We start from the raw sequence: 12102 nt of genomic DNA on the forward strand, positions 1-12102 counted from the left end.
GTCCATGCCGACCAGGTAGAGCAGCATCAGCAGCACCACGCCGCCGAACAGGGCCCAGGGGGCGATCTCGCGCAGCGGGATCGGGGCGGGGACGGCGAGGGTGCCGGGGTGAGCGGCGGCGGCCTGGCTCATGGCGCGCTCCTGTTCATCTGAGAGAACCTTCAGATGTGAACTAATCACCCGGAGGCAGGAGTGTCAAGATGCGCGTGACGTTCGTGGGGCCTGCCCCGACCACGGCCACAGCGGCCGCTGCGTTCCCCGCCGGTGAGGACCTCGACGAGCGCGGTCTGGCGTGGGCGGCACAGGCCCGGGTGCCGCGGGCCGACCGGGTGGTCCGCGGGCCGGAGCCGGCCTGCGCGCAGACCTGCGCCGCGCTGGGGATCGAGGCCGCCGCCGACCCGGCGCTCGCCGGGTGGGACCTCGGCGCCTGGGCCGGCGCCCGGCTGGCGGACCTGGCAGGTGAGCGGCCCGACGACGTCGCCGCCTGGCTCACCGATCCGGACGCGGCCCCGCACGGCGGCGAGCCGCTGCGGGCGCTGCTCGCCCGTACCCTGGCGTGGCTCGCGGCGCTGCCCGACGGCCACACCCTCGCCGTCTGCGACACCACGCTCGCCCGCGCCGCCGTCGTCGGGCTCCTCGACGCCCCGCCCGCCGCGTTCTGGCGGATCGACGCGGGCCCGCTGACCGCGACGGACCTGCGCGGTGGTCCGGACCGCTGGACCGTCCGGGCCACGGGGACGCCGCTGCGGCCCTGAGCTCGCGGGCTGCCGCGCAGCCGCCACGCATGCGAGGCTCGTGGTCGTGATCCCGGTCCTGCGCCTCGACGAGTCCCGCGAGCCACGCTTCCTGGAGCAGCTGCGATCGGCCCTGCACGAGGTGGGCTTCTGCCAGCTGACGCACTTCGGCGCCGCACCCGGCCAGATCGACGAGCTGATGGAGCTCACGCGCCGGTTCTTCGCGCTGCCCGAGCCGCAACGGCTCGCCCTGGACAACCGGCGCTCCCCGCACTTCCGCGGCTACACCCGCCTCGGCCACGAGATCACCGCCGGGCGCCCGGACGCCAGGGAACAGCTCGATTTCGCGCCCGAGCAGCCACCGGTGCCCCGCGACCGCTGGGACGCCCCGTACCGCCTGCTGGAGGGACCCAACCAGTGGCCGGACGCTGCACTGCCGCAGCTGCGCCCGGCCGTACTCGGCTGGGCCGAGACGCTGTCGCAGGCTGCCACCGAGCTGACGCGGGCGATCGCCGCGTCGCTCGGCCTGCCGCGGACGCACTTCGACGCGGTCTTCGACCGGCCGCACTGGTTCGGCAAGCTGATCCGCTATGTCGGCCGCGACAGCGACGGCGCCGACGCGCAGGGCGTGGGCCCGCACGCGGACTGGGGGTTCCTCACCCTGCTGCTGCAGGACGGCTCCGGCGGGCTGCAGGCGCTCCCGTCACGCACGGGGGAGTGGGTCGACGTCCCGCCGCTGGACGGGGCGCTGGTGGTGAACGTCGGCGAGATGCTGGAGGTCGCCACCCACGGCTACCTCGTCTCCACCGTGCACCGGGTGCTGCCCTGCGCCCCCGGCCGCACGCGGCAGTCCGTCGGGTTCTTCTGGTCGCCGCGCCTGGACGTCGTCCTCGATCCCGTGCCGCTCACCCCGGAGCTCGCCGCGCACGCCCCCGGCGTCACCGAGACCGCGCACAACGTCCTGCTGCCCCGCTTCGGCGACAACGCCCTGAAGGGCTGGTTCCGCTCGCACCCCGAGGTGGCAGAGCGCCATCACGCCGACCTGCTGACCAGGATCGGCGGGACGGGCGGGAGCTGACGCGCCCGGGTCAGGAGGCGCGACGCGCCGTGACGGTCGGGCCTGCGCCGGTGACGGTGTCGGCGAGCAGCCGGGCCCACGCGGGTGCCGCGACCGATCCCACGGTGTCCGTGGTCGCCGAGACGACCGGGCCCGCGGCCTCGACGTGCACGCGTCCGCCGCCGGTGCTGCGGGCCGCGGGCGCGACGATCTGGGCGAACCCGCCCTCTCCTGCGGCTCCCGGGTCGGTCCCCGTGTCGATCCCGGGCAGCCAGGCGCGGGCGTACTCGCGCAGCCGGTCCTCGGGAACGCCCCGCGCGGAGACCGCGACGTGACCGCCCGCACACGGTGCGATCCGCACCTGCCCGAGCTCGGGGTGCTCGTGCGCGGCCAGCGGCAGCCGGGTGCGGCCGCACGCGACGTGCAGCTCCACCGTGGCGTCCGGGACGACCGTGGTGACGACGGCGCGGCGGGCGTGGACGGAGCCGGTCGCGGTGGTGATCTCGACGCGGTCCCCGGACACCAGCACCGACGCCCGGCCGCAGCGGTGGCGCAGCACGGCGCCGTGGCCCGCGGCGGCGGCGGTGAGTGCGGCGACGGCCTGGCTCGCGGCCACCTGGACCCCGGCGCCGCGGTGCAGCGCGACGGGGCCGGTGAACGAGCCGATCCAGCCGGCGGCCGCCTCGGTGGGCGTGAGCGTGCGTGGTCCGGGGCGACAGCGACCGTGCTCGAGCGTGTCCGCCCGCCGCAGGAGCCCGGCGCCGGTCTCGGCCTCCAGCGTGCGCCACAGCCCGACGGCGGCGGCGCGGACGGACTCGGGGGTGTCGGCCCAGCCGGGGTGGTCCGACCACGCCGTGCCGCGGACGGCGTCGCGGACCTGCCGCGCGCTGCCCTCCTCGACCAGCGCGACCGGGACGCCGCGGCGGGCGAGCAGCCAGGCGGTGGCGGCGCCGAGCGCACCTCCGCCGATCACGGCGACGTCGACGATCAGGGGGATGCGCGTGGCGCGGGACATGCTTCCTCCATCGATCCCGGCATGAGCACCCGGCGTTCCGGGTTGCTGCGGCGTCGTCGAGCCAGGTCTCTCGGCCGCTCTGGATGGACGGGAAGAGGGTAGGCAGGCGGGGTGGCCGACTGTCAAGACCAGCTGGTTGAACGGGTGACGGCATCCTGGGTAGCGTCGGGTGCGACGGGGAGGGCGGTGGCGAGGATGACGGGCCTGGCCCGGGTCGCGGTGCGCACCACCTGGCACGCGTGGCGCCGGCACGTCGACCTCTGCCGCACCCACACCGCGCTCTGTCGGGGCTGAGCCGCCCGCCGTCACCGGGACCACCCGGTGCGGGCAGGGCCCACGCGTCCACCGCCGCACCCCGTAGGAGGTATCCCGATGACCGCGATCGACCTGCACACCGACTGGCTGGCCTGGCACGACGCCCGCGAGGACGAGCTGCGCCTGCCCCACGGCTGGCTCAGCCTCACCGGGCTGCACTGGCTCGACGACGTCCCGCGCTCGTACGGCGACCTCCCCGGACGCTGGTGGGTGCACGACGGGCGGGTCGCCCTCGTCGGCGCGTGCGGTGCGCTCGGGCTGGACGGCACCGCGCTCGACGAGGGCGTCTTCGACCCGGTCGACGGGCTCCCCGGCGTGCTCGTCGACGTGGGCGAGCGGAAGATCGAGATCATCCGCCGGACGGACGCGTTCGCGCTGCGGGTGCGCGATCCCCGGGCCGTCACCCGCACGGCGTTCGCGGGCGTTCCGGTGTTCCCGGTGGCGCAGCGGTGGATCGTCCGGGGTCACTTCGTCGCCTATCCCGAGCCGCGCCGGCTGGTCGTGGACGCGGTGGTCGACGGGTTGCACCACTACCCGGTCTCGTCCGGCGAGGTCCACTTCGAGCTGGACGGCACCGCGCACGTCCTCGTCGCCGTGCCCTTCCGGGCGGGCGGGCTCACCCTGCACTTCCGCGACGCCACCTCGGGCGTCGAGACCTACGGCGGCGGCCGGCTGGTCCGCACGCCCGACCCCTCCCCGGACGGTGAGGTGCTGCTCGACCTCAACCGGACGATCAACCTTCCCTGCGCGTTCACCGCGTACGCCACGTGCCCGCTGCCACCTGCGCAGAACCGGCTCGACCTGGCCGTCACTGCGGGGGAGCGCCGCCCGCCACGACCCGATCTCGCCCGACCAGCCGGGTGAGCACGCTCGACGACCCCGTCCGCGCCGCACTGCTCGGCCCGCACGCCCACCTCGCACGCCGGCACGGCACCGCGCTCGCCTACCCGGCGGACGTCTCGCCCTTCGCCGCGCCGCCCGGCGACGCCACGGGCTGGGCCGATCTCGCCGTCCTGATCGGGGACGGGGAGGTCGTGCTGCCGCACCTGCACGTCGATCCACCGCGAGGCTGGACCGTGTTCGCGACCATCCCGGGCGTGCAGATGGTGGCGTCCAACCTGGACACTGACCTGGACGCCGCCGCGGATCCCGCGGCCGTCCGGCTGGGCCCGGCGGACGTCCCCGCGATGGCCGCGCTCGTCGCCGCCACCCGGCCGGGCCCGTTCCGGGAACGCACGATCGCGCTCGGCACCTACCTCGGGATCCGCGACGGGGACCGGCTCGTCGCGATGGCCGGGGAGCGGATCCACCCGCCCGGGTTCACCGAGATCAGCGCGGTCTGCACGGACCCCGCGTACCGGGGGCGGGGCCTCGCCGCACGGCTCGTCCTGGCGATCGTCGCCGGGATCCGCGCCCGCGGGGAGGCACCGTTCCTGCACGCCGCCGCGGACAACGTCGCCGCGATCCGGCTCTATGAGCGTCTCGGTTTCCGGCACCGCGCCGGCACGCCGTTCGTCGCGGTGCGTGCCGCCGCCGGAACCGTTGCCCCGGACCCCGCCGGGCAGCTACAAAGGACGCCGTGACCCGTGTGCTGCTCGAGCCGTTCTGGCCGGGCCGTCGTGCGCACGCGTTCGACCAGATCTGTCGGTAGGCCGCGCGCCCCCCGCCGGGTCACCGATGTCCCAGGTATGCCGCTGCGCGCGGCCCGATCTCCCGCGCATCCCGCCACCCCTGGAGTCGTCGTGCCCGAAGGCGCCACCATCTGGCTCACCGGCCTGCCCAGCGCAGGCAAGTCCACCATCGCCCACGCCTGCGAACCCGCGCTGCGCCGGGCCGGGCGGCGCGTCGAGGTCCTCGACGGCGACGCCGTCCGTCCGCACCTCGCCGCCGCACGCGGCTACTCGCGGGAGGACCGGGCGATCAACATCCGCCGCATCGGCTGGGTCTCGGAGCTGCTCGCCCGCAACGGCGTCGTCGTGCTGGTGTCGGCGATCGCGCCGTACCGCGACGTCCGCGACGAGATCCGGGCCACGCACGAGGCCAACGGCACCCGGTTCGTGGAGGTGCACGTGAGCACGCCCGTCGAGGTCGCGAGCAGCCGCGACGTCAAGGGCCTCTACGCCAGGCAGCGCGCGGGCGAGATCAGCGGGCTCACCGGCGTCGACGACCCCTACGAGGTCCCGCTGCGCCCCGATCTCGTGATCCCGGCACACGCGCAGCCGGTGGAGGAGTCCGTCCGCCTGCTGCTCGCCCATCTGTCCGGGTGCGGACTCGCCCCGGATTCCTGCACGGACCTGACACCTGAGTCGAAGGAGCCTCGATGACCGCCCTCCTGCCCATCCCGCGCCGCGCCGACGCCACCGTCGCCGCCGCCCCTCCGGGCACCGGTGCGGGCTTCTGGGCGGGCGCACCCAGCGCCGTGCTCGTCGGTGGTGTCCACTACGTGGCGTACCGGCTGCGGGCCCCGATCGGGCACGGCCGCGGGATGGCGAACGTGGTCGCGCGGGCCGTCGACGGCGGCGGTGTCGAGGTCGTCGCGACGATCGGCAAGGAGCGCTTCGGCGCCGAGTCGCTGGAGCGGCCCGCGCTCGTCCACACCCCGGACGGGCGGTGGCGGCTCTATGTGAGCTGCGCCACACCCGGGAGCAAGCACTGGTGGGTCGACCTGCTGGAGGCCGACACCCCGGAGGGGCTCGCCGCCGCCACGCCGCGCACCGTCCTGCCGGGCGACGACCGGCACGCCGTGAAGGACCCGGTGATCGTCCACGACGGCGGCGCCTGGCACCTGTGGGCGTCGGTGCACCCGCTCGACGAGCGCGACCACGAGGACCGGATGACCACCGAGTACGCCACCAGCCCGGACGGCCTGGAGTGGACGTGGCACGGCACCGCGCTCGCCCCCCGCCCCGGCCGGTGGGACGGGCGCGGGGTGCGGTTCACGTCGGTGTTCCGCGTGGACGGGCAGTGGGCGGCCACCTACGACGGGCGGGCGAGCGCGGCGGAGAACTGGGAGGAACGCACGGGCCTCGCGTTCGGCGGGACCATCCCCGGTGAGCGGTTCGTCGCGCAGGGCCAGGCGCCGGTGGCCGAGTCGCCGCACGGCGGCGGCGGGCTGCGCTACCTGAGCGCGGTGCCGCAGCCCGACGGTGGCTACCGCCTCTACTACGAGCTCACCCGCGCCGACGGTGCCCACGAGCTGCGCACGGAGCTGCTGCGTCCGCCGGTGCCCGCGCGCGCCCCCAGCGCGAGGCACTGACGTGGCGCTCCCGGACTTCCTGCTGCTCGGCGCGCCCAAGTGCGGGACGTCGGCGCTGCACGCGGCGCTCACCCGCCACCCGGACCTGTTCCTGTCCGAGCCCAAGGAGCCGAAGTTCTTCCTCACCGACGGCCCCCCGCCGACGTCCGGCGGCGGGCCGGGGGACGTCCCGACCTGGGGCGAGCACGTGTGGCGGCGCGCGGACTACGAGGCGCTGTTCGACGCCGCCCCGCCGGGGACGTTGCGTGGCGAGTCGACGACGTTCTACCTCTACGACCGCGACGCGCAGCGCCGCATCGCGAAGCTCCTGCCGGACGCACGGTTGATCGCGGTGCTGCGCGACCCGGTCGAGCGGGCCCATTCCAACTGGGCGCACCTGCGCGGGGCGGAGCTGGAGGCGGAGCCGGACTTCCTGCGCGCGCTGGACGCGGAGCCGGTGCGGATCGCGGCGGGCTGGGCGCACTTCTGGCACTACGCCGCGCTCGGCCGCTACGGCGAGCAGCTCGACGACCTGTTCGCGCTGGTCCCGCGCGAGCAGGTGCTGCTGCTGCGCTACCGCGACCTGCGCGACCGCCCCGTGGCGACGGTGGACGCGGCGTGCCGGTTCCTGGGCGTCGCGACCGGGAGGGTGGACGGCGTGCCGCGGCACAACGTGCGCCCCGACGTCTCGGGCCGTACGGCCGGGCCGACCACGGCGCAGCGGGCCGCCGCGCTCCCGCGGTTCGCCGCCGACGTCGCCCGCGTCGCCGAGATCACCGGGTGGGAGCTCGACGACTGGGCGCGGTGAGGCGGGCGGATCATCCACCGGCAGGAGCCGTCCGCCGCGCGCGGGAGAGCCTGCCCGCGGCTCCCCGGAGCAGCCCCCGCACGGCGAGCGGGTGCAGGCGGCGGACCAGCGCGGAGAACAGCCGCCCGCGCGCCGACGTCAGCGCCACGGCGGTGGTGAGCACGACCCGCCGGGGCTGCACCAGGATCGAGATCCGGACGGCCTGGTGGGCGTCCTGCGAGGCGAGCAGCACCTCGTCCGCGGTGGTCGCGGCGATCCGGAAGTCGTCGGCGCTCGGACCCACGCCGGAGACCCGGGCCGCCAGGGCGCGCACGGCGAGCAGCGCGAGCACCCACGCGGGCGGGCGGTGCAGTGCCGCGTCCATCCAGGTCCGCGGATCGTCCGGGGTGCCGGGATGGCGCTCGACGGCGTACGCGTCGGTCCAGTCGACCCGCGGGAGCGCATCGGTGAGCAGTGCGGTGGCGGGTGGGGTGACGGCCAGGGCGGACGGCCACTCGAGCCCCTGCAGCAGGCGGGCGTAGGGCGACCAGCGGGCGGGCCGGGCCGGCGGCGCTCCCGCGGCGTCGGCGGCCCGGTCGAACAGGTCCTCCAGGACGGCGCGGTGGGCCGTGCGGACGCCGAGCGGCCAGGCCAGCCGCATCGTCCCGCGCAGCCTGCCCCTGGCCTCGTGGCGCAGCAGGGTGCGGCGGGCGTCGAGCGGATCGGCGGAGAGCGTGTGGGTGCCGTCCACCCCGGCCCCGGGCTCGAAGGTGAAGCCGACGCGGCGGCCGGGGACGTGCTCGTGCACGCGGTAGCGCAGGCCGCCGTGCCCGCCGCGGACCCCGACCGCGAGCGGGCCGTCCAGCTCCAGGGGTGCCCAGGCCGGGCTGGGCCAGAGCACGTCGTCGGGCCCGCCGAGCCGGTCCAGTAGCGGGCCGACCACCTCGACCGGCGCCTCCACGATCCGTTCCCGCACGTCGTACACCATGTCCCACCTCCGTACGTCACCGTATGGTCTCACCGTACGGTAGCGTACGGTCATGGCGCGCGGAACCCGGTTGTCGGCCGAGGACTGGACGGAGGCGGCCCTCGCCGCGCTCGGCGAGGGTGGGCTCGGCGCCGTCGCGGTCGAGCCGCTGGCGGCGCGGCTGGGCACCACCAAGGGCAGCTTCTACTGGCACTTCCGCAACCGCGACGCCCTGCTCGCCGCCACGCTGGACCGCTGGGAGCGGGTCGACACCGAGGACGTCATCGCCCGCGCCGAGCGGGCGGACGGGCCGTACGCCCGGCTGCGGTTCCTGCTCGCCGGGGCCCTGCGGGACGACCCCGACCTGCCCGCCGGGAACGCCGTCGAGCTGGCGCTGCAGGCCTCCGCCGCGCATCCCCTGGTGGCGCCCGTGCTGGCCCGCGTCACCCGGCGCCGGCTGGACTACCTCACCGCGCAGTTCGTCGCGCTCGGCTTCGACGCCGCCGAGGCGGGCCGGCGCAGCCTGCTCGCCTACACCGCCTACCTCGGACACGCCCAGCTCGCCCACGCCACCCCGGCGATCACTCCGGACGGCCCCGAGCTGCGCGCCTACGTCGAAGCGGTGCTCTGCCGCCTCACGGGCCCCTGAAACAGGGCCCCGGACGACGTAGCCTCGATGCCATGACGGCCGCGACCCCGCTCTCCGAGCTCTTCGAGTTCGACGACTCCTACGCCCGCGCCGTGCCGAGCCTCTCGGTGGCGTGGAAGGCGGCAGCCTTCCCGGCGCCGCGGCTGCTCGTGCTCAACGAGGAGCTCGCCGCCGAGCTGGGGGTGGACGCGGAGGCGTTGTGCGGGCCCGCGGGGGTGGCGCTCCTCGTCGGGCAGGAGGTCCCCGAGGGCGTCACGACGGTCGCCCAGGCCTACGCCGGCCACCAGTTCGGCACCTACGTCCCCCGCCTCGGCGACGGGCGGGCGCTGCTGCTCGGCGAGGTCGTCGACACCGCGGACCGCCGCCGGGACCTGCACCTCAAGGGCGCGGGCCGCACCCCGTTCGCCCGTGGCGGGGACGGCAAGGCGGCCGTGGGCCCGATGCTGCGGGAGTACGTCATGGGCGAGGCGATGCACGCGCTGGGCATCCCCACCACCCGCGCGCTCGCGGTCCTCGCCACCGGCGAGCAGATCGCGCGCGAGACCCTGCTGCCCGGCGCCCTGCTCGTCCGGGTCGCAGCGAGCCACCTGCGGGTCGGGACGTTCCAGTACGTCGCGGCCACCGGCGACAGCGACGTCCTGCGCGCGCTCGCGGACCACGCGATCGCCCGCCACCACCCCGACGCCCTGGAGGACCCGAACCCCTACCTGGGCCTCTACCGCCGCGTGGTCGACGTGCAGGCCGACCTCATCGCGCGCTGGATGCTCGTCGGCTTCATCCACGGCGTCATGAACACCGACAACATGACGATCTCGGGCGAGACCATCGACTACGGGCCGTGCGCGTTCGTGGACGCCTTCGACCCGGCCACGAAGTTCAGCTCCATCGACCACCGCGGCCGCTACGCCTACGGCAACCAGCCGCGGATCGCGCAGTGGAACCTCGCGCGGCTCGGCGAGACGCTGCTGCCGCTGATCGACCCCGACACCGACGCCGCCGTCGAGGCCGCCAGCGCGCAGCTCACCCGTTTCGCCGAGCGCTACGAGGCCGCCTGGCAGGAGGGGCTCGCGGCCAAGTTCGGCCTGCCGGAGCCGGACCCGGAGCTCACCCGGGCGTTCCTGGAGCTGCTGCACGTCGAGAAGGCCGACTTCACCCAGGCGTTCCGGTGGCTCTCCGCCCAGCTGCGCGGCACCCCGGCCCGGGACCGCTTCCTGGACCGCGAGGCGTTCGACGCCTGGTCGGTGCGCTGGGAGGCGGCGCTGGGCCCGGACCGGGCGGCGGTCGCGGACGCGATGGACCGCGTGAACCCCGTCTACATCCCCCGCAACCACAAGGTGGAGGAGGCGCTGGACGCCGCCACCGCAGGCGATCTCGCGCCGCTGCACCGCCTGCTCGACGTGCTCGCCCGGCCCTTCGACGAGCGCCCCGGCCTGCAGGAGTACGCCGAGCCGGGGGGCGGCCCGCACGTCACCTACTGCGGGACCTGAACGCCCGCCACCAGGAGACGAGCTTCGGCGGCAGCGCGAGCCGCGCGAGCGTGCGCACCACCTGGCCGTACTGGCGGTGCAGCCGCCCGGTGACGTAGGGCAGCCCGTACTCGGCGCAGAGCGCCCGCACCTCGGGGGCGATCTCGGCGTAGCGGTTGCTCGGCAGGTCCGGGAAGAGGTGGTGCTCGATCTGGAAGCTGAGGTTGCCCGTCATCAGGTGGAAGAGCGGCCCGCCGTCGAGGTTGGCCGAACCCAGCATCTGGCGCAGGTACCACTGGCCGCGGGTCTCGCCCTCCAGCTGATCCTCCGTGAACATCACCGTGCCGTCGGGGAAGTGCCCGCAGAAGATCACGGCGTGCGACCACAGGTTGCGGATCACGTTCGCCGAGACGTTGCCGAGCAGGACCGGCAGGAAGAACGGGCCCGCGAGCAGCGGGAACAACACGTAGTCCTTCCCCACCTGGCGGCCGATCTTGCGCGCGATGGCCTTCAGCTGCCGGCGGAACTCGGCGCGGGGCTTGCGGCCCGCGAGGACCTCGTCGACCTCGAGGTCGTGCAGCGCCACCCCGTACTCGAAGAAGATCGACAGCAGGAAGTTCCAGAGCGGGTTGCCCAGGTAGTAGGGGTTCCAGGGTTGCTCGTCGGTCATCCGCAGGAGGCCGTAGCCGATGTCGCGGTCCTTGCCGAGCACGTTGGTGTACGTGTGGTGGCGGTAGTTGTGCGAGACCTTCCACTCCGCCGCGGAGCTGACGAGGTCCCACTCCCACGTCGTCGAGTGGATCTTCGGGTCGCGCATCCAGTCCCACTGGCCGTGGAGCACGTTGTGGCCGAGCTCCATGTTCTCCAGGATCTTGGCCGACGCGAGCATCGCGGTGCCGGCCACCCAGCACGGCGGCAGGATCCCGGCGAACAGCAGCGCGCGGCCGCCGATCTCCAGGAACCGCTGCCTGCGGATGATCCCGCGGACGTAGGCGGCGTCGGTCTCGCCGCGCTCGGCGAGGATCCGCTCGCGGATCGCCTCCAGGCGCCGGCCCAGCTCCTCGACCTGCGCCGGCGTGAGCGCGGCGGCGGCCGGTGCCGGCGTGGACGGGAGCGGGCGGACGATCGGCGCAGGGGCGTCCGGCGGTGCGGGGGGACGGTCGAGAGTCAGGGTCACGGGTGGTCCTTCCGGGAGGTCGGGAGGTCGATCCGGGCGGCACCGCTGGCCCCGGAGATGCAGGTCTGGACGAGATCGCCGGGTTCGCCGTGGACCTCGCCGGTGCGCAGGTCGCGCACCTGTCCGTCGCGCAGCGGCAGCACGCAGGTGTGGCAGATGCCCATGCGGCAGCCCGACGGCAGGAGCAGACCCGCGGCCTCGCCCGCCTCCAGCAGGCTCGTCGTCGGGCCCACCTCGACCTGCGCGCCGCCGAGGCTGACGGTGCCGCCGGCCTGCTCGACACCGCCGGAGGCGATGCGTGGCGGCGGGGTGAAGCGTTCGACGTGCAGGCGGTCGGGCGCGTCGGCCCACAGCGCGGCGGCGGCGTCGAGCAGGCCCGCCGGGCCGCAGACGTACGCCTCACGGTCGTGGCGGTCCGGGACGAGCGTGTCCAGTCCGGCGAGATCGAGCCGGCCCTCGCGGGCGGTGTGGCGCAGGTGCAGGGTCAGGCCGGGCAGCGCGCGCAGCTCGGCGCCGAAGATCGTGTCCTCGGGGGTGCGGGCGCTGTGCACCGCCACGACGTCGGTGAGCGGCCCGCGGGCGGCGAGCGTGCGCAGCATCGACATGATCGGGGTGATGCCGCTACCGGCGGTGACGAGCAGGAGCTTCCCCGGCGTCGCGGGCAGGACGAAGTCGCCCGTCGCCGGTTCGAGCGCCACGA

General features: G+C 75.4%; 13 protein-coding genes and 1 riboswitch. Of the genes, 9 read left to right on the top strand and 4 right to left on the bottom strand.

Annotated elements, in window-relative coordinates; all coding sequences use genetic code 11:
- Window positions 1-200 precede the first annotated feature (200 nt).
- Together AB7J25_RS27820 and AB7J25_RS27825 are read left to right on the top strand one after the other, a co-directional pair.
- The gene (locus AB7J25_RS27820; protein WP_428513822.1) at window positions 201-755 is read left to right on the top strand and encodes a histidine phosphatase family protein; all 555 of its coding nucleotides are present in this window, start codon (window positions 201-203) and stop codon (window positions 753-755) included.
- A gap of 46 nt (window positions 756-801) precedes the next feature.
- Window positions 802-1812 carry an isopenicillin N synthase family dioxygenase gene (locus tag AB7J25_RS27825; RefSeq protein ID WP_428513824.1) on the top strand — a complete coding sequence of 337 codons (1011 nt, stop codon included), beginning with the start codon at window positions 802-804 and terminating at the stop codon, window positions 1810-1812.
- Between the two features lie 10 nt (window positions 1813-1822).
- On the opposite strand, the gene AB7J25_RS27830 is transcribed toward AB7J25_RS27825, so the two are convergent.
- A complete protein-coding gene (locus AB7J25_RS27830) occupies window positions 1823-2806 on the bottom strand; it encodes an FAD-dependent oxidoreductase (RefSeq protein WP_428513826.1) in 984 nt (327 codons plus the stop codon).
- A 4-nt stretch (window positions 2807-2810) separates the two neighbouring features.
- Window positions 2811-2896, bottom strand: a riboswitch (SAM riboswitch).
- A 282-nt stretch (window positions 2897-3178) separates the two neighbouring features.
- On the opposite strand from AB7J25_RS27830, the gene AB7J25_RS27835 reads away from it, so the two are divergent.
- The 5 genes from AB7J25_RS27835 (at window position 3179) to AB7J25_RS27855 (ending at window position 7164) form a co-directional block, all read left to right on the top strand.
- Window positions 3179-3985 (top strand): DUF1684 domain-containing protein, encoded by an 807-nt coding sequence (locus AB7J25_RS27835; protein ID WP_428513828.1) that lies wholly within the window; start codon window positions 3179-3181, stop codon window positions 3983-3985.
- On the top strand, window positions 3982-4704 hold the full coding sequence (locus tag AB7J25_RS27840) for a GNAT family N-acetyltransferase (RefSeq protein ID WP_428513830.1): 723 nt from the start codon (window positions 3982-3984) through the stop codon (window positions 4702-4704). The genes AB7J25_RS27835 and AB7J25_RS27840 overlap by 4 nt, the downstream gene beginning before the upstream one ends.
- Window positions 4705-4863: 159 nt before the next feature.
- The gene (gene cysC / locus AB7J25_RS27845) at window positions 4864-5445 is read left to right on the top strand and encodes an adenylyl-sulfate kinase (protein ID WP_428513832.1); all 582 of its coding nucleotides are present in this window, start codon (window positions 4864-4866) and stop codon (window positions 5443-5445) included.
- Window positions 5442-6377, top strand: a complete 936-nt coding sequence (locus tag AB7J25_RS27850; protein WP_428513834.1) for a hypothetical protein — start codon at window positions 5442-5444, stop codon at window positions 6375-6377. Before cysC ends, AB7J25_RS27850 begins: the two co-directional genes overlap by 4 nt.
- A gap of 1 nt (window position 6378) precedes the next feature.
- Window positions 6379-7164, top strand: a complete 786-nt coding sequence (locus tag AB7J25_RS27855; protein ID WP_428513835.1) for a sulfotransferase family protein — start codon at window positions 6379-6381, stop codon at window positions 7162-7164.
- 10 nt (window positions 7165-7174) lie between these two features.
- Here AB7J25_RS27855 and AB7J25_RS27860 read toward each other — a convergent pair whose 3' ends face one another.
- A complete protein-coding gene (locus tag AB7J25_RS27860) occupies window positions 7175-8131 on the bottom strand; it encodes a DUF2867 domain-containing protein (RefSeq protein WP_428513837.1) in 957 nt (318 codons plus the stop codon).
- 52 nt (window positions 8132-8183) lie between these two features.
- Between AB7J25_RS27860 and AB7J25_RS27865 the strand changes: the two genes are divergently transcribed.
- On the top strand, window positions 8184-8759 hold the full coding sequence (locus AB7J25_RS27865) for a TetR family transcriptional regulator (RefSeq protein ID WP_428513839.1): 576 nt from the start codon (window positions 8184-8186) through the stop codon (window positions 8757-8759).
- A 32-nt stretch (window positions 8760-8791) separates the two neighbouring features.
- Window positions 8792-10246 (top strand): protein adenylyltransferase SelO, encoded by a 1455-nt coding sequence (locus AB7J25_RS27870; RefSeq protein WP_428513841.1) that lies wholly within the window; start codon window positions 8792-8794, stop codon window positions 10244-10246.
- On the opposite strand, the gene AB7J25_RS27875 is transcribed toward AB7J25_RS27870, so the two are convergent.
- Both AB7J25_RS27875 and AB7J25_RS27880 read right to left on the bottom strand, forming a co-directional pair.
- The gene (locus AB7J25_RS27875) at window positions 10227-11351 is read right to left on the bottom strand and encodes a fatty acid desaturase family protein (protein WP_428513845.1); all 1125 of its coding nucleotides are present in this window, start codon (window positions 11349-11351) and stop codon (window positions 10227-10229) included. The two genes, AB7J25_RS27870 and AB7J25_RS27875, sit on opposite strands and share 20 nt — an antisense overlap.
- A 47-nt stretch (window positions 11352-11398) precedes the next feature.
- Window positions 11399-12102, bottom strand: a 704-nt coding sequence (locus AB7J25_RS27880; protein ID WP_428513843.1) for a flavin reductase family protein, incomplete at its 5' end; no start/stop codon positions are given.

Source organism: Pseudonocardia sp., assembly GCF_050246655.1.
GTDB lineage: Bacteria > Actinomycetota > Actinomycetes > Mycobacteriales > Pseudonocardiaceae > Pseudonocardia.